General features: G+C 68.3%; 14 protein-coding genes. 3 read left to right on the top strand and 11 right to left on the bottom strand.

Annotated elements, in window-relative coordinates:
• Window positions 1-31: 31 nt before the first annotated feature.
• From VG543_RS14020 to pilG, 3 genes are read right to left on the bottom strand one after another with little or no spacing between them, the layout of a single operon-like run.
• The gene (locus VG543_RS14020) at window positions 32-562 is read right to left on the bottom strand and encodes a chemotaxis protein CheW (protein WP_019660097.1); all 531 of its coding nucleotides are present in this window, start codon (window positions 560-562) and stop codon (window positions 32-34) included.
• Window positions 562-924, bottom strand: a complete 363-nt coding sequence (locus VG543_RS14015) for a response regulator (RefSeq protein WP_005410717.1) — start codon at window positions 922-924, stop codon at window positions 562-564. The genes VG543_RS14020 and VG543_RS14015 overlap by 1 nt, the downstream gene beginning before the upstream one ends.
• 18 nt (window positions 925-942) lie before the next feature.
• A complete protein-coding gene (gene pilG, locus VG543_RS14010) occupies window positions 943-1,344 on the bottom strand; it encodes a twitching motility response regulator PilG (RefSeq protein WP_005418455.1) in 402 nt (133 codons plus the stop codon).
• Window positions 1,345-1,584: 240 nt separating this feature from the next.
• Between pilG and gshB the strand changes: the two genes are divergently transcribed.
• A complete protein-coding gene (gshB, locus tag VG543_RS14005) occupies window positions 1,585-2,532 on the top strand; it encodes a glutathione synthase (RefSeq protein ID WP_019660098.1) in 948 nt (315 codons plus the stop codon).
• Window positions 2,532-3,416, top strand: a complete 885-nt coding sequence (locus tag VG543_RS14000; protein ID WP_021203311.1) for an energy transducer TonB family protein — start codon at window positions 2,532-2,534, stop codon at window positions 3,414-3,416. Before gshB ends, VG543_RS14000 begins: the two co-directional genes overlap by 1 nt.
• Before the next feature lie 572 nt (window positions 3,417-3,988).
• Here the strand turns inward: VG543_RS14000 and tsaB are convergent.
• The 8 genes from tsaB to VG543_RS13960 form a co-directional block, all read right to left on the bottom strand.
• On the bottom strand, window positions 3,989-4,702 hold the full coding sequence (gene tsaB, locus VG543_RS13995; protein ID WP_423178694.1) for a tRNA (adenosine(37)-N6)-threonylcarbamoyltransferase complex dimerization subunit type 1 TsaB: 714 nt from the start codon (window positions 4,700-4,702) through the stop codon (window positions 3,989-3,991).
• 9 nt (window positions 4,703-4,711) lie between these two features.
• Window positions 4,712-6,760, bottom strand: a complete 2,049-nt coding sequence (locus VG543_RS13990) for an ATP-dependent DNA helicase (RefSeq protein ID WP_423178695.1) — start codon at window positions 6,758-6,760, stop codon at window positions 4,712-4,714.
• A gap of 224 nt (window positions 6,761-6,984) precedes the next feature.
• Window positions 6,985-7,521, bottom strand: a complete 537-nt coding sequence (locus VG543_RS13985) for a hypothetical protein (protein ID WP_019660102.1) — start codon at window positions 7,519-7,521, stop codon at window positions 6,985-6,987.
• Window positions 7,518-9,959, bottom strand: coding sequence for a penicillin-binding protein 1B (gene mrcB, locus VG543_RS13980; RefSeq protein WP_423178696.1), 2,442 nt, complete (start codon window positions 9,957-9,959; stop codon window positions 7,518-7,520). The genes VG543_RS13985 and mrcB overlap by 4 nt, the downstream gene beginning before the upstream one ends.
• A gap of 84 nt (window positions 9,960-10,043) precedes the next feature.
• A complete protein-coding gene (locus tag VG543_RS13975; protein ID WP_227844844.1) occupies window positions 10,044-11,096 on the bottom strand; it encodes a glycosyltransferase family 2 protein in 1,053 nt (350 codons plus the stop codon).
• Between the two features lie 72 nt (window positions 11,097-11,168).
• On the bottom strand, window positions 11,169-12,059 hold the full coding sequence (locus tag VG543_RS13970) for an NAD-dependent epimerase/dehydratase family protein (protein ID WP_197575595.1): 891 nt from the start codon (window positions 12,057-12,059) through the stop codon (window positions 11,169-11,171).
• A 63-nt stretch (window positions 12,060-12,122) separates the two neighbouring features.
• Complete coding sequence (locus VG543_RS13965; RefSeq protein ID WP_227844843.1) at window positions 12,123-13,694, bottom strand: hypothetical protein; 1,572 nt, start codon at window positions 13,692-13,694, stop codon at window positions 12,123-12,125.
• Window positions 13,695-13,724: 30 nt separating this feature from the next.
• The gene (locus tag VG543_RS13960) at window positions 13,725-15,881 is read right to left on the bottom strand and encodes a RelA/SpoT family protein (RefSeq protein WP_423178697.1); all 2,157 of its coding nucleotides are present in this window, start codon (window positions 15,879-15,881) and stop codon (window positions 13,725-13,727) included.
• A gap of 130 nt (window positions 15,882-16,011) precedes the next feature.
• Between VG543_RS13960 and VG543_RS13955 the strand changes: the two genes are divergently transcribed.
• Window positions 16,012-16,548 carry a hypothetical protein gene (locus VG543_RS13955; protein WP_021203721.1) on the top strand — a complete coding sequence of 179 codons (537 nt, stop codon included), beginning with the start codon at window positions 16,012-16,014 and terminating at the stop codon, window positions 16,546-16,548.
• Window positions 16,549-16,592: the final 44 nt, after the last annotated feature.

The raw sequence follows: 16,592 nt of genomic DNA, 5'->3' as shown, positions 1-16,592 counted from the left end.
CGATCTTCAATGCAGGGGGCGATGCCCGGCCTCAGGCCGCGGCTTGCCGGAATTCAGGGGTGCGCGACAGCAGCGAAAGCGAGAATACGCCCCAGTCGTGGCCGTCGGCATGGAAGGCGCGATCGACGAAATGGCCGTAGCGCCCTTCGGCCAGCATGCCGGCCTCGATCTGCTGGTCCAGTTCGAAGCTGCGCTGGCCGAACAGTTCATCGATGGTCAGTGCGACGTCGCCACCGGCCTGGCGCATGATCAGCACGCGCTGGCCTTCCTGCTGCACGGTACGCACGCCTTCCAGGAAGTACTTCAGGTCGACCACCGGGAACAGGTTGCCGCGCAGATTGCCCACGCCGAGCAGCCAGGGCTGCGCGCATGGCACCGGGGTCACCGGCGGCATCGGCACGATCTCCACCACTTCGCGGAAATCGGACACCAGCCGGCGCTGGCCGACGCGGTAGCCCACGCCACGCCAGAGGTCCTGGGCGAACTGCCGTTCGGGCAGCTGCACCGCGTGGGCCAGGCTGCGGCGTTCATAGGCTTCGAGGATGTCGAAAGGCGAGCGCATCAGGCCACCAGTTCGTTGATCCGCGCGATCAGTTCATCCTCGCGCGGCGGCTTGACGATGTAATCGGCCGCGCCCTGGCGCAGGCCCCAGGCCTTGTCGGTTTCCATCGCCTTGGTGCTGACGATGATCACCGGGATGTGCTTGATCGCCGCGTCACGGGCCATCGCGCGGGTGGCCTGGAAGCCGCTCATGCCGGGCAGGACCACGTCCATCAGCACCAGTTGCGGCACCTGGTCGCGGACCAGCTGCAGTCCATCCTCGGCGTTGTCCGCTTCCAGCACCTCGTGGCCGGCACGGCGCAGCCACTGGGTGAACACCGCGCGGTCGGTCGGTGAATCCTCGATCAGAACGATACGAGCCATTGTGCCTTTCCCCCCTGGTCAGGCGTTGACGTATGTGCGGATGGCACCCAGCAGTTCTTCACGCGTGAATGGCTTGGTCAGGTATTGCTCCGAGCCGACGATGCGTCCCCGCGCCTTGTCGAACAGGCCATCCTTGGACGAAAGCATGATGACCGGGGTCGCCTTGAACAGCTGGTTGCCCTTGATCAGCGCACAGGTCTGGTACCCGTCCAGGCGCGGCATCATGATGTCGACGAAGATGATCTGCGGTTGCTGGTCTGCGATCTTCGCAAGCGCTTCAAAGCCGTCGGTGGCGGTGACCACCTCGCAGCCTTCCCGCTTGAGCAGTGTTTCCGCAGTCCTGCGGATGGTCTTCGAATCATCGATGACCATCACCCGGAGTCCTGCGAGTTCCCCGCCCGCAGTCGTGTTTTCAGTCATTGCCTATCCCCAAGCGCACGGCCCGATCTCTGGCGGGGGCCGCTACGAAAGCGTATCTATATCGCACTTTCCGCGCCCGCTTCAAGGCCGCCCCATGGCGCGGGGCATGGCAGCCTCCTGAACGTGACGGGTTTCGCAATGAGTGCGCGAGCGCCGGGCGGACGCTGCGTTGCAGTATGGCAGGGAGGCGCGCGACCGGCGTTGCCGCTACCATCAACGCCTTGCCTGACAGGTGCGCCCATGCCGTTGAACGTCATCGTGGTGATGGACCCCATCGCCCACATCAAGATCGCCAAGGACACCACCTTCGCCATGCTGCTGGAAGCCCAGCGCCGCGGCCATGCCCTGCACTATGTGCGCCCGGGCGGCCTGGCCCTGGAGGGTGGCGTGGCAGTGGCCCAGACCGCGCCGCTGCAGGTGCGCGACGACCCGGCTGGCTGGTATGAGCTGGGCGCATTCAGCCGTACCGAATTCGGCCCCGGCCAGATCGTGCTGATGCGCAAGGATCCGCCGGTCGACGCCGAGTACATCTACGACACCCAGGTGCTGGACGTGGCTGCGGCCGCCGGTGCCTGCGTGGTCAACAATCCGCAGGGGCTGCGCGACTACAACGAGAAGCTGGCCGCGCTGCTGTTCCCGCAGTGCTGCCCGCCGACCCTGGTCAGCCGCGACGCCAAGGCCTTGAAGGCCTTCGCGCTGGAGCATGGCCAGGCCGTGCTGAAGCCGCTGGACGGCATGGGCGGCCGCTCGATCTTCCGCAGCGGCCAAGGCGATCCGAACCTGAACGTGATCCTGGAAACCCTGACCGACGGCGGCCGCAAACTGGCACTGGCCCAGAAGTTCATTCCCGACATCACGGCCGGCGACAAGCGCATCCTGCTGGTCGATGGCGAACCGGTCGACTACTGCCTGGCGCGCATCCCGCAGGGCGACGAGTTCCGGGGCAACCTGGCTGCCGGTGGCCGCGGCGAAGGCCGTCCGCTGAGCGAGCGCGACCGCTGGATCGCGGCCCAGGTCGGCCCGGAGATGAAGCGTCGCGGCATGCGCTTCGTCGGCCTGGACGTGATCGGCGATTACCTGACCGAGGTCAACGTGACCAGCCCGACCTGTGTACGCGAACTGGACGCACAGTTCGGCCTGAACATCGCCGGCACCCTGTTCGACGCGCTTGAGGCCGGCCTGCGCTGATGGCAACCGCACCTGCCGTCCTGCCCCCGCCACCACGCGAAGCGCAACGGCTGGGGGCGACCATCGCGCTGTCGGTGCTGGTTCACGCGCTGCTGATCCTGGGCGTGGGCTTCGCCGTGAAAGGCGATGCACCGCTGGTGCCCACGCTGGAAGTGATCTTCAGCCAGACCCGCACCGCGCTGACGCCGAAGCAGGCCGATTTTCTTGCCGCAGCCAACCAGGATGGCGGTGGCGAACACGACCGCGCACAGCGTCCGCGCGACAACCAGGCCGGCATCGTGCCGCAGGCGCAGCCCGGTTTGAGCCCGGTCCCACAGCAGCAGCAATCGGCCGCGCCGGTCCCGCCGCCACAGGCACGGGTGGTCAGCAGCCGCAATGGCGAAGAGGCGGTCGCGCAGGCCCAGTCCCGCCCCACGCCGGATCAGCCCGAACCGGACGCCCCGCTGAGTGCGCGCGAACAGCGCGATGTGGAAATGGCCCGACTGGCCGCAGAAGTGCATCTGCGCTCGGCGCAGTACGCCAAGCGCCCGAACCGCAAGTTCGTGTCGGCCAGCACGCGCGAGTATGCCTATGCCAATTACCTGCGGGCCTGGGTTGACCGCGCCGAGCGCGTGGGCAACCTGAATTACCCGGACGAGGCCCGGCAGCGCCGGCTGGGCGGCCAGGTGGTGATCAGCGTGGGCGTGCGCCGCGATGGCAGCGTGGAGAGCAGCCGGATCCTGCGGTCGAGCGGAACGCCACTGCTGGATGAGGCGGCACTGCGGGTGGTGAAGCTGGCGCAGCCGTTCCCGCCGTTGCCGAAGACCGAGGATGAGATCGACATCCTGCAGGTCACCCGCACGTGGGTGTTCCTGCCCGGCGGCGAACTGCGCGACGACCGGTAGGGTTTGTTGCCCGGGCCTGCGGCCCGGGACCCGCTGAAAGGCTAGAGCAACGGCAACAGCAACAGCGGCGGTTGGTGTACTGAAGCGTGGCGAGGCGGTGTCGGGCGGCGGGGACGCCGCAAGTACGTCCGTGTAGGCTTAGCCGCGGCATCCATGCCGCGGATACCCCGCCGCCCGACACCGCCCCGCCTCTGATAGATCGCGGCGCACCATTGCTTTGGTAGGTGTCGACCTTGGTCGATACACATCCACGCCACGCGTGGATGCAAGCGAAGCGACCCGCTTTTGATTTTGACTTTTCTTTTTTTGATCTTCCGTGGCGGACGTGCACGGAAACTGTCAGAGGCCGGGCGGGTGGGCTGCGCAGGGGCGTGAGCCGCATGGGCCCGAGGCATGCCTCGGGCGGGTTGGGCAGGACGCCCAACCCCGGTCTTGCCGTGTGCGCAGGACAGCGCACACGAGCAAGCGGCGACCGAGCTTACATGGACGTACTTGCAGCGCCCCCTGCGCAGCCCACCCGCCCGGCCAAACCACGGCTTTTGATCTACGCGACCAACTCCGCCACGAGGGGCTCAGCCGTTGGCCTTCGCCTTCGCCTCGCGCGCGGCCTGCTGCTCGACCAGGGTCAGTGCCACGTTGTCACGCAGGTATGCTGGTTCGACCTTCTCCGGTGCGACGGTTTCGCCGCGGGCGAACGCCGGCACCGCCAGTGCGAGCACGTCAGACGCACGCGGCAATGCCGTGGCGTCGAATCCGCGCAAACCTGTGCCGAGCTGCGCGACCAGCGCACCCTCGGCTGCGGCGAACCCGGTACCGACACCGTAGGCCGACAGCTCTTCCGGCAGCGCTACCGCAGCGGGTGCGCACACGCGTTCGGCATCGCGTGCCACCGGCAGGCCGTCCACACGCTCGAAGCGCGCAACGTACAACTCTCCCATCCGTGCGTCGATCGCCGACAGGATCTGCGTTTCTTCCGCCGGTGCCCGCAGCGCCAGCACCTGCAGCGTCGAGACCGGCAGCAACGGTCGATCCAGCGCCAGTGCGATGCCCTGCGCGATGGCGATCGCCAGGCGCACGCCGGTGAAAGCACCAGGACCGCGGCTGAGCGCGATACCGTCCAGCTGGCGGCGGCTGATGCCGGCTTCGGCCAGCAGCGCCTCGGCCCACGGCAGGCTCAGTTCGGCATGCCGGCGCGGGGCGATCTCGAAACGTTCCAGTACCTGCCCATCGACATGCAGGGCAACGGAACAGGCTTCGGTGGCGGTTTCAAAGGCGAGCAGTTTCATCGGATCAGGTCAGAACAGGGGGAACGTGACACCGGGCGCCGGCTCCGGGCCCGCCGCGGCGGCGGCGGTCGGAACGGCATCATCGGCCACGGGCGCCCATTGTGGCGTAAAGAAGGCCTGCACATCGGCCAGGCTGCGGGTGCGCCGGAACGGCGGCAGCGACTCAAGAAAGACCCGGCCATAGCCACGGTTGAGCAGGCGCGGATCGCACAGGACCAGCACGCCCCGGTCGCTTTCGCTGCGGATCAGGCGGCCAACGCCCTGCTTCAGGGCGATCACCGCCTGCGGCAACTGTTCGTCGCGGAACGGATTGCCGCCCTGGCTGCGGATCGCCTCCAGGCGTGCCTCGTAGACCGGGTCGTCCGGGGCCGCGAACGGCAGCTTGTCGATCATCACCACGCTCAACGCTTCGCCGACCACGTCCACGCCCTCGCGGAAACTGGCCGAGCCCAGCAGCACCCCATTGCCCGATTCGCGGAAGCGCTGCAGCAGCGTCGCACGCGGCGCCTCACCCTGCACGAACAACGGCCATGGCCCATCGCGCAGTGCCTCGGCGGCCTCACGCAGGGCGCGATGCGAAGCGAACAGCAGGAACGCCCTGCCCTGCGAGGCCTGCAGCACCGGCCGCAGGGTCTGGATCAGCGCGGTTCCGAAACCCCGCGCGGCCGGATCGGGCAGGCCTTCAGGCAGGTAACACAGCGCCTGCTCGGGCCAATTGAACGGACTCGGCTGGACCAGCGTCTGCGGGTCGTCCAGCCCGAGGCGGGTGGCAATGTGATCGAAACCACCGCCCACGGTCAGCGTCGCCGAGGTGAAGATCCATGCCGCGCGACTGCGCTCACGGTGCTCGCGCAATGGACCGGACACGTCCATCGGCGTGCGCTGGCAGCGGAAACCACGCGGGGTGAGCTCATACCAGAGCACATCGGTGGCATTGCCGGTGTCCGCAGGATCAGTATCGAAGTCGAGGGCGGGTTCGTCATCGCCCAGCCAGCGACCGAGCCGCGAAACCGCCTCACGCGCCCGCGCATGGCAGGCATCCAGGCCCGCCGCGGCTTCGCGCAGCGGCTGCAAGGCCTGCTCCAGCGTCACCAGCCCTGCCATCACCGTGTCGAAGCCATCGCGCACCTGCGGCATCGTCAGCGCACGCCACTGCGTGCCGCGCGGCGGCAGCCCCTCCATCGCCGAACGCAACGCCAGCAGCGCCTGCTGCAAGTGGTCGACCGGTTCCTGCAGCGCCGACTGCGCCCCCCCGACGCCGCGCGCTTCGGCCAGGCAGTCGCGGCCCAGCTCCTGCCACGGGCGCATGCCGAAGCCTTCGCCGAAGAACTGCGCGGCCAGTTCAGGCAACTGATGCGCCTCGTCGATGACGAAGGCCTGCGCCCCCGGTAACAACTCGCCAAAGCCGTCCTGCTTCAGTGCCAGGTCGGCCAACAGCAGATGGTGGTTGACCACCACCACATCGGCGGCCTGCGCGCGTTGCCGCGCGCGCACCACGAAGCAGTCTTCCCAGAACGGGCAGTCGGTGCCCAGACAGTTGTCGACGGTGGAGGTGACCATCGGCAGCAGCGGCGAATCATCGGCCAAACCGTCCAGTTCGGCGATGTCGCCGAACTCCGAGCGTCCGGACCAGGCCAGGATGCGCTGGAACTGCGCCGCCTGTTCTGTGCTTGAGAAGCGCGGCTCGCCCCGCGCCTGCTGCAGGCGGTAGCGGCACAGGTAATTCGAACGTCCCTTCAGCAGCGCACTGCGCAGGCCGACACCGAGTGCCTGGCGCACACGCGGCAGGTCGCGGTGGTAGAGCTGGTCCTGCAGCGCGCGGGTGCCGGTGGAGATGATGGTGCGCAACCCGGACAGCAGCACCGGCACCAGGTAGGCGAACGTCTTGCCGGTGCCGGTACCGGCCTCGGCCAGCAGCAGGTCACGCTGCTGCAGCGCATCGGCGATGGCTTCGGTCAGGTGCAGCTGTGCCGGACGCGGGACGAATGCATCCAGGTGCGAGGCGAGCGCGCCGCCGTCGCTGAGGGCTTCGCGGCTGGCATGGACAAGGTCGGACATCAGAGGGAAAGGATACCCGGCCGGGCGCTGCCCGGCACCCGTTTCAAGCCAGAGCCAGAGCAACGGCAACAGCGTTGTTCATGGCTCTGGGTTGTACTGAGGGCTGGCGGGGGGACTGTGGGTTTACGGCGTCCCCCGCGAACCCACCCCGCCCGGCCAAGCGCAGCTTTTGCTTTCGGCGGCCAAGCAGCCAGCCACGAGGGGCTGCGCCGTTGGCTGAAAATTCAGTACCGCTTGATGCCCGGCACAGTGCAACCTTCAATCTGCGCATGCGCCGACACCGCATTTTCCTTCTCGCCCCGCGCCAGGCGCGACTGCTCGATCGTCGCCCAGTGCCGCCGGCACAGCGGCCCCGTCTTCGAACCCAGATCCACCGCCTTGCGCGCGAACGTCTCCGCCTGTTCCCACTGCCCCTGCAGCAGTGCCAGTTCGGCACGCTCCTGCAGCACCGCCGGGTCGCTGGCCACGATTTCCAGCGCATGGTCCAAGCTGCTGGCGGCACCGGCCAGGTCGTTCGCCTGCCGCTGCGCCTGCGCGGTCACCCGCAGGTCTTCCACCTGCGAATCACGCAGCGGCTGCACCGACAGCTCCTTGTCGTCAGGACCTGCGGCCGCATCGACTGCCGCCAGGCGCTGTGCCGGCGTAGTGGTATCGACTGGCTTGACCACCGGCGGCGCGCTGGTCACACAGGCGGCCAGGGCCAGGCTGAGGCCGGTCAGGGCCAGGGGCTGCAGCAGGGATCGCATGTTCATCGGCTTCATCGGCTCGGGGGAGGAGTAGCGGCGGCGGGCGCTGCGGCAGGTTCGGCGGGCGCTTCCGGCTTGCGGTCCAGGCCGAACCAGCTACGCCAGCCACCGCCCTCCCCTTCAGCTTCGCCCGGCTCGCCCGGCGGCACTGCCGGCGCGCACGGCGCATACGCCGGTGCATAGCCCACCACGAACGGGAAGCGGCGTGCGCCCGGGCAGCCTTCATCGGTTGTGTTCAGACCCGTGGCCGCGACCGACTGCCAGTCCAGGCCTTTGTTGCTGACCCGCAATGGCGCACTCGGCAGGCGCTGGAAGATGCCCGACCAGACCCGCATCGCGCCGGTAGCGCCATACAGGCCGGCCTGCTGGTTCTGGTCGTTGCCGATCCAGATCACCGCCAGATGATCGCCGGTGTAGCCGGCATACCAGCTGTCACGGCCATCGTTGGTGGTGCCGGTCTTGCCGGCCGGCTGCAGGCGGCCGAGGCCATCGGCATTGAGCCGCTGCGCGGTACCACTGGAGACCACCTGCTGCAGGCCGACGCTGATCAGGTTGGCGGCAATTGAATCGCCTTCCTGTGCCGGCGCCGGGGTCTTGTCGTAGCGCTTGAGCAGCTTGCCCTGCGGATCGAGCACGCCACGCACCGCGTGCAGCGGCTGGATCTCACCGCCCGAGGCGAGGAACTGGTACAGCTGTGCCATCGCGTACGGGCTCTGGTCGGTCGAGCCAAGGATCACCGCCGGATTGGCCTCGGCCTTGATGCCCGCCAGCACATGGATCAGCTGGGTCACGCGCTCGGGACCGACCTGCATGCCCACGCGCACCGTGGCCTGGTTGTAGGAGTGTGCCAGCGCGTCGATCAGGCGCACCGTGCCGTGGCTGCGGTTGTCCGCATTGCCCGGGCTCCAGTTGCGGCCGCGGCCGAGCTGCACCGTCACCGGTGAATCGTCGACCCAGCTGGCCAGCGAGTAACGGTCCGGCTGCGCCAGCGCGAGCAGGTACACGAATGGCTTGAGCAGCGAACCGACCGGACGCTGCGCCTCGATCGCGCGGTTGAAGCCGACCTCGGACACTTCACGGCTGCCGATCACCGCCAGCACGTCGCCGTTGTGCACGTCGGTCAGCACCATGCCGGCCTGCAGTTCGGGCCGGCGCTTGCTTTCCAGCGACTTGATGGTGCGGGTCACCGCGCCTTCGGCATAGGCCTGCGCGGACGGCGACATGCCGGTCATGACGCTCAGGCCAGCGCCCTGCAGGGCAGATTCCGGGTAGTCATGGCCGAGCTGGCGACGGACCAGGTCAACATAGGCGGGGAAGCGGTTGGCCGCCACCAGTCCCGGCGTCTTGGGCACGCCCAGGGGGGCCTTCAGTGCGCGCTGGTACTCGGCGTCGTCGATCAGCGTGGCTTCGTGCAGTTTGCCCAGCACGAAGTTGCGACGGTCCAACGCACGTTCCGGATTGCGCCGCGGATCGTAGTAGGACGGGCCCTTGACCAGGCCGATCAGCAGCGCGATCTGCTCGGTTTCCAGCGACTGCAGGTCACGGCCGAACCAGAACTCGGCACCGGACGACATGCCATGGATCGCCTGGCTGCCGCGCTGACCCAGGTACACCTGGTTGAGATAGGCCTCGAAGATGGTGCGCTTGTCATAGCGCGCTTCCATGATCAGGGCGTAGAGCACTTCGTTGAATTTGCGGGTGAGCGTCTGTTCCTTGCCGATGCCGAGCAGGCCGCTGCGGGCCAGCTGCTGGGTCAGCGTGGAAGCGCCCTGACGGCTCTGGCCACCGGAGCGGATGGTCACCCACACCGCGCGCGCGATACCGGACAGGTCGATGCCGTGGTGGCGGTTGAAGTCCTTGTCCTCCACTGCCTGCAGGCCGGTCACCAGCAGGTCCGGCGCCTCGTCCATGCGGATCAGGCGGCGTTCTTCCTGCTTCTGGCCGTACAGGGTGGCGATACGCGCCGGATCCAGCCGCGCCGCCTTCAGGGCCTTGCGGCTGTCGGCATCGCGCAGCGAGGCGACCGCACCATCGGCCAGCGACAACTCGAGCCGACGCGGGGCAACCCGGCCATCGACGTCGTTGTAGCCGCGGCTGGAGATGACAAAGCGCCCGCCATTCACCGCATAGGTGGCCGGCTCCTTGCCCTGGCCATCATCGCGGTAGGCGGAGGCGGCCAGCTCGGTCTTCAGCGTGGACGCATCCATCGCCTTGCCGGGAGTGAGCACCAGCGGCCGCGCATACACCCGCGTCGGGATCTGCCAGCGCAGTTCGCCGAAACGTTGGGTCACCTGCTGGTTCAGGTACAGCGTATAGGGAATGAGGAAACCCAATCCCAACGCGACCGCAGCCATGCTCCAGGTGATCAGCCGGCGCCGCCACAGCGGGCCGTTGTCCTGCTGGTCGTCGTCGTCGAAATCGTCGATGTCGTCGGAATCGTAGCGTCGGGGCACGGGAATGCAGACAGGTAGGGTCTGGCGAGTCTAACGCAGGCGCCGTGGTGGCCGGCAGGTAATGGACCTCGGTTTCACTGCAGTTCAAGCAGCGCGCGACGCCCGCCACCCGGCCCTGACGCCCGCAAGCGCCGCCCAGCCGCCCTTCCAGCCGCCCCCCGCCAGGCAGACGTTGGCCAGGCGTGCGAGCAACTGCGGGGCATCCTGGGCGATCCAGCCTGCCGGCACATCCACGCGGCGATACAGCTGCAGGCGCGACCAGGCCATGCGCCAAGCGAGCGCGTGAAGTCCCTGGAAGCGCTCCGGCGCCACCACCACGCCGCGCTGTCCCAGCAGATCAGCCAGGGCCAGCAGGCGCCCCGCCGTGCGCTGGCGCGCCTGTGAATCAAACAGATCGAGATGGCGCAGGCGTTGCAGGAAACCACGGCGACTGGCCCCGATCTGGTTGTTGCCATGCTGCCGGTAGTCGATGGTCGGTTCGGCCAGCATGTCCAATCCTTTACGCAGCGATGCGTGGACCGCCAGCCATTCGTCGTGGCTCCAGCCCGCAGGCACGGGCAGTGATCCGACCACGAGCCGGCGACGCAGCGCACAGGTTGCGCCGGTGACAAAATTGCGTTGCAGGATCACGTCGGCAGCCAGCCCGTCGCGCTCCAGCTCCACTTCGGCCAGGTGCACTTTCAGCACCTCCATCAGGCGCTGGCCCAGCGGCGCGCCCTGCGCATCCACCAACCTCGCGTCGCTGTGCAGCAGCAACAGGGCCGGGTCTGCCCGGAAGCGTTGAACATAGCGGCGGACACGCCCCGGATGCCAGACATCATCCTGGTCGCACAGGAACAGGATGTCGGCCTGGCAACGCATCAGTGCATCGGCGAAATTGCGCACATAGCCGAGATTGTGCGCGTGCTGGACGATCTCGACACGGATGCCCAGCGCTTGTGCACGCGGCACGAAGGCCTGCAGCAGCTGCAGCGTCTGGTCGCTGGAACCGTCATCGCCGATCATGACTTCGTTCACCGGAAGATCCTGGTCGAGGATGCTGTCCAGCTGCGCCTGCAGGTAGCGCGCACCGTTGTAGGTGCACAGCGCGACGCCAATGCGCTCGGCAGGGGCCGTTCGGGATGGCGCGTCAGGCATCGAAGGTACTCGCGGAAACAAGGGCTGGGGGATGGTAGCAGAGCCCCCCAACAGGATGGATACGCTGGCTGGCTAGCCGTTGCCGGGATACGCAGCGATCCGCTGCATGGCCTGGGCCGCGCTCATCGGTCGCCACGTGTCCGCGTCGGGCTGGAACGGCCGCGGATGTACGTCTAGCAGCGCCTGCAGTGGGCCATTGTCCGCAATCAGATCCTGCTGCAGGCGTGACACCGGACCACGCGCCCGCGGCAGCACCGCGGCCAAGCCTCGCAGTGCCGCGCCCGGCAACGGCAGCGCCCATGTCGGCTGTGCCAGGCTGGCGTGCACGCGGCGGAACATCGCGTGATAGGGTAGGCGCTCGCCACCGCCGATTTCCAGCACCCGTGCCGACGCAGCACCGGTGGCGATGCAAGCCACCACGGCGCGGGCGATATCGTCGGCATGCACCGGTTGGCGCAGGCCTCCCACCAGCGGAATCGGAAACAGGCGCAAACGCAGCGCACGCTGCACGATTGGGGTGATGCTGCGGTCGATGCCGGCCCCATAGACCAGGGTCGGCCGCAGGATCGTCCAACCCATGCCAAGACGCTCGGCCTGCGCGATCAGGCCCGCTTCACCCCGCTGCAGCATCGCCACAACGTCCTGCTCGTCGGCCTGCTCGGAATTCTGCTTGCTCAGCACGCTCATCGAACTGGTGGCGATGACCCGCCGCGCGGGGGCCGCCGTCTGCCGCGACAACCACTGCGCCAACGCTTCAAGGGGGCCGAAGCTGGCAATCGCCTGCAGGTCCGGAGACGGCATGCTGTCCAGCGCAGCCGCCAAGTCCCCGCACAGCCACTGCACGCCGTCCTGTGCCGGCTGCGGTTGCCGGCTCACCGCCTGTACCCGCCCATGCGCCTGCACCAGGCGCGGCAGCAGGAACCGGCCGATCTGGCTGGTGGCTCCGGAAACAAGGACGGTCATCGGCACTCCGTGGGGATGTTGCGAGGGGTGCCTACTATAGCGGTCCCTCCGGCAGCGGCGGGCTCAGGGCGACGACACCCCGATGTCGCGCAGGCGCTGCCGCAACTGCTGGTACTCGCTGCTGGAAGTGCCAACGCCAAGTTCGCCCGCCTGCTGGAGCGCACGTTCGGCAAAGGCGACATCACCGTTGCCCAAACGTTCGCTGCCAATCGCAAGCCAACGCTGCGCGAGGCGCTGGCGGGCCGCAGGCAGGCCGCCAGCGGTGGGAGCCAGCGTCTGCCAGGCCTGCAGGCAGGCACCTGCAGCCTGCACCCGGTTCTGCCGGAGGTTGTCGTCGAAACAACTGCGACTGGCAGGCAGCAAGCGCGCGGCCGCGGCCTTCACCCGTGAATCGAGCGGTGCCAGCGCCTGTGCTTCGCGAAGGGCATCGAATGCGCTGTGCCCCGGCGGGCTGATCCATTGGCCTGCGCGCTCGGCGCGTTCGATCCGGCGCAGGTGATCGCGCAGCTCGCGTTCACGCTGCGTGTTGCTCACTGCAGGCTGCTGAAGTGCCTCCAAGGCCTGCCGTGCGCGCTGCAGGCGTTGCGCGAGCTGCTGTTGCGCGGCCGGCGAAGCGCCCAGCTCCTCCGCCAGCGCGGCATCGGCCCGCGCCGCCTCGAACCGGAAGTCGTCGGCCTGCGTCTGGCTGCGTGCCAGCACCGCCTGCAACGTCTGTTCACGGCCGCGCTGGGCGCTGGCATCATCGGCCGCCACTGCCAGAACGGCGAGAAATCCCTTTGCTGCGGACTCCAGCTGCCCGCGCTGCAGGGCGCGCTGGGCCTGGCGCAGGCGCCGCTCGACGGCCTGCGCCAATGCTTCCTGGCTGGCGGGCAGATCAGCATGGCCGGCATCGAACTGGCGCGCACGCTGCAGTAGTGCGGCGGCCTCGGCCAGCTCGCCGCGTCCCGCCAGCGCGCGCGCCTGCTGCAGCAGATCGCTCAGTGCATCTTCGCGACCTTCCAGCGCCGGCAGATTGTCCGGCTGCAGCGACAGGATGCGCTGGAACAGGGGCAGCGCGCTGCTGTCACCTTCATCCAGCCGACCCGCAGCGAAGGCGTTGCGCGCCTGCGCCAGCAGTGCACCGATGCCGGCACCTGCGCTGCGCCGGGCCCGCAGCTGGCGCGCCACGGCGTCCGCCTCGCCCTGTGGTACCTGCAGTTCCCGGGCCAGTGCCAGCGCCTGCGCGCTGCCGTCGAGATCGTTGGCCTGCATCTTTTCGCGGGCCTGCTGCAGGGCCGCCGCGCCGGTACGGGCCAGGCCTTCGCGGGCCTGCGGACGATCTCCATCCAGCGCCAGCACGGCCTGGTAGCGCTCGCGCGCACCACTGCCATCGGCGGCACTCAGCCGCCCGGCCGCCAGTGCGCCATCACCTTCGGCCAGCAGCTGCTCGATCCGAGGCTCATCCCAGAACCAGTCGGCCAGCGGCTTGCGCAGCAGCACCAGCAGCACAAACACCGCCAGCGCCGCGACCAGCGCCCAGCGCCACACCCGGCGCGCGTGGCGTGCCTGCAGCCACCACCAACGGCCTTCGCGGCGGACGCGGTCCAGCGCAGGAAGTTCAGCGCCATGCGGGCGATGCGGGGGCTCGCGTTCCATGCGTGCAGGGTAGCCGGGGCAGCGTGAAGCTCAGCCGAGGCGACGCGCCTCGCTCACGCCGGGCAGCGCGTCCAGCTTGCCCAGCAGGGTCGACAGCTGGCCGTAGTCACTCACCTTCAGCCGCAGGCGCAGGTGGGCACGGCCACTGTTGCGCACGTTGTCACTGTGGATGTCCAGCACGTAGGCGTCTTCCTGGGCGATCAGGTTGGTGATGTCCTTCAGCAGCCAGCGGCGATCGACCGCATCGACCACGACGTCCACCTCGTAGCCGCCCCCGGCCTGGCCCCACTCCACCGGCAGGATGCGCTGCGGGCTGGTGGCCGCCAGACGGGCCAGCGCAGCGCAGTCTGCACGATGCACGGTGACACCGCGGCTACGGGTCAGGTAGCCGACGATGGGTTCGCCGGCCACCGGCTGGCAGCAGCGCGCCAGTTGTACCAGCAGGTTGCCCACGCCCTGTACGGTGAACTTGGACTTGCCCAGGTTCTCGCGGCGCGCGGTCGGCCGCGGCAGGCTCGGCGCGGGCGCCGGTTGGCTTGCTGCACGTTCGGCTTCCAGCAGGGCACGGCTGACCTGGTTCGGCCCGGTATCGCCCAGCGCCACCTGGATGTAGAGGTCGTCAACGCTGTCGGCATGGAACTTCTTCGCCGCGATGGCCAGGTCCGAGTGCTGCAGCCCCAGGCGCTTCAGCTCGCGCTCGAGCAGTTCGCGCCCGGCCTGCACGTTGCGCGCGCGGTCCAGCTTGTGGAACCAGCTGCGCACCTTCTCGCGCGAACGGTTGCTGGCCAGGAAGCCGTTGGCCGGCATCAGCCAGTCGCGGCGCGGGTCGGCCTCCTTGCCGGTCAGTATCTCGACCCGGTCGCCACTGCGCAGACGGTAAGTCAGCGGTACGATGCGGCCATTGACCTTCGCGCCACGGCAGCGGTGGCCAACCATGGTGTGCACCTGATAGGCGAAATCGAGCGGCGTGGCGCCCTGCGGCAGGTCCAGCACCTCGTCCTTCGGGCTCAGCGCATAGACCCGGTCCTCGGTCAGTTCGGCATCGAGCGCCCCGGCCAGTTCGTTGCCCTGCCCGTCCTGGGCCTGCTCCAGCAGCTGGCGCATCCAGATGATCTTGCGGTCGAAGGACTTCTCCGCGCCCTTGCCGCCTTCCTTGTACTTCCAGTGCGCGGCCACGCCCAGCTCGGCCTGCGAATGCATCTCGTGGGTACGGATCTGCACTTCAATGGTGCGCCCTTCCGGACCAACCACGGCGGTATGCAGCGAGCGATAGTCGTTGGCCTTGGGCCGGGCGATGTAATCGTCGAACTCGCTCGGCACCGGTGCCCACAGTGCATGCACCACGCCCAGCGCGGCATAGCAGGCGGCGACATCGTCGACCATTACCCGCACCGCACGGATGTCGTACAGCTGGTCGAACGCCAGCCGCTTCTTCTGCATCTTCCGCCAGATGCTGTAGATGTGCTTCGGGCGGCCACTGACCTCGGCCTTGATGCCCTGCGCAACCAGCTCGCGCGACAGCACCTTCTTGACATTCTCGACGTAGCGCTCGCGGGCGATGCGGGTTTCGTCGACTTCCCGCGCAATGCGCCGGTAGGTCTCCGGCTCCAGGTGGCGGAACGCCAGGTCCTCCAGCTCCCACTTCAGCTGCCAGATGCCCAGGCGGTTGGCCAGGGGCGCGTGGATGTCGCGGGTCAGCTGGGCCAGCGCGCGGCGCTGCTCGTCGTCCAGCTTGTCGGCCGCGCGCATCCTCGCGAGCTGGCGCGCCAGCAGGATCGGCACCACGCGCAGGTCGCGGATGATCGCCAGCAGCAGCCGGCGCAGGCCCTCGCTGTTGCGCCCCGCTTCGCGACCGGCATGCAGCGCCCACACCGGGTCGGCCGCATCCTGGCCGTCAAGCAGGCCGATCACCGCGGTCTTGTGGTTACCCAGCGGCAGCTGCTCCAGGCTGGTACGCAGGCCCGGCAGGTCGAACAACAATGCGGCCACCACCGCGCCTTCGTCGGCCGAGAGCATCGCCAGCGCATCGAGGGTATCGCCCAGCACCGACCAGGTGGTACGCATCTGGTGGTCGCAATCCGGCGCTTCCCAATGCTCGCGCAGGGCCTGGCGCAGCGGGGCAGGCAGCACCGCTGCCGAGGGACGGTTCAACAAGGCATCCAGGCCGGGGACGGAAGCGCGGTTCACAGCATCAAGCAGGCAAGACAGAGGCCTCTACACTAGCGCCGGCGCCGTTCAGGGACAATGACCGTGGCCACCATCCCCCGGCATGAAGACATGCCGCTACACTCGCCGGCAAACCCAGGAGAGTCCCGACATGTCCCCGATCGTCCCGCGTTTCCGCCTACGGCTGCTGGCTTGTGCCGCACTGTTGCTGTCCCTGTCGGCGCCTGCGCTGGCCCAGCGCGTGGTAGAGGGTGACCTGCAGCAGCAGATGTCACCGGCCGAATTCAAGGCTGCTGGCCTGGAAAAGCTCAGTGCGCAGGAACTGGCCACGCTCAACCGCTGGCTGCAGGGCAAGGTCGAGGCGGCCACGACCCAGGCAGTTGCAGCGGTACGGGAATCGGCGCGCGAGGAAGGCCGCCAGGAAGTGATCGTGAAGAATCGCGGCTTCTTCGATTTCGGCAGCAGTGAGCCGATCGTCGGCGTGCTGCAGGGTGAGTTCCGCGGGTTCGGCAAGGGCCGCGTCTACGTGCTGGACAACGGCCAGGAATGGGAGCAGATCGATGCAACCACCCTGGCAGGCGTGCGCAGGCAGTCGCCCGCCGTCAGCATCAAGCCCGGTGTGATGGGCGTCTGGTACCTGAAGGTCGACGGTGTGAACACCCAGCCGAAGGTGCGTCGTACCAAGTAACGACGCCCATCGTGTAGAGCCGAGCCCACGCTCGGCTGCGATCT

The sequence above is a fragment of the Stenotrophomonas sp. CASM101 genome (assembly GCF_049384845.1).
Classification (GTDB): Bacteria; Pseudomonadota; Gammaproteobacteria; order Xanthomonadales; family Xanthomonadaceae; genus Stenotrophomonas; species Stenotrophomonas hibiscicola.
This window is presented reverse-complemented; position numbering and strand designations above follow the sequence as displayed.

Coding starts and splice junctions, on each gene's coding strand:
- VG543_RS13965 (WP_227844843.1), bottom strand. CDS start 13,694: ATGGAACGCGAGCCCCCGCATCGCCCGCATGGCGCTGAACTTCCTGCG.
- gshB (WP_019660098.1), top strand. CDS start 1,585: ATGCCGTTGAACGTCATCGTGGTGATGGACCCCATCGCCCACATCAAG.
- VG543_RS14020 (WP_019660097.1), bottom strand. CDS start 562: ATGCGCTCGCCTTTCGACATCCTCGAAGCCTATGAACGCCGCAGCCTG.
- pilG (WP_005418455.1), bottom strand. CDS start 1,344: ATGACTGAAAACACGACTGCGGGCGGGGAACTCGCAGGACTCCGGGTG.
- tsaB (WP_423178694.1), bottom strand. CDS start 4,702: ATGAAACTGCTCGCCTTTGAAACCGCCACCGAAGCCTGTTCCGTTGCC.
- VG543_RS13985 (WP_019660102.1), bottom strand. CDS start 7,521: ATGAAGCCGATGAACATGCGATCCCTGCTGCAGCCCCTGGCCCTGACC.
- VG543_RS13955 (WP_021203721.1), top strand. CDS start 16,012: ATGTCCCCGATCGTCCCGCGTTTCCGCCTACGGCTGCTGGCTTGTGCC.
- VG543_RS14000 (WP_021203311.1), top strand. CDS start 2,532: ATGGCAACCGCACCTGCCGTCCTGCCCCCGCCACCACGCGAAGCGCAA.
- VG543_RS13970 (WP_197575595.1), bottom strand. CDS start 12,059: ATGACCGTCCTTGTTTCCGGAGCCACCAGCCAGATCGGCCGGTTCCTG.
- VG543_RS13975 (WP_227844844.1), bottom strand. CDS start 11,096: ATGCCTGACGCGCCATCCCGAACGGCCCCTGCCGAGCGCATTGGCGTC.
- VG543_RS13990 (WP_423178695.1), bottom strand. CDS start 6,760: ATGTCCGACCTTGTCCATGCCAGCCGCGAAGCCCTCAGCGACGGCGGC.
- VG543_RS14015 (WP_005410717.1), bottom strand. CDS start 924: ATGGCTCGTATCGTTCTGATCGAGGATTCACCGACCGACCGCGCGGTG.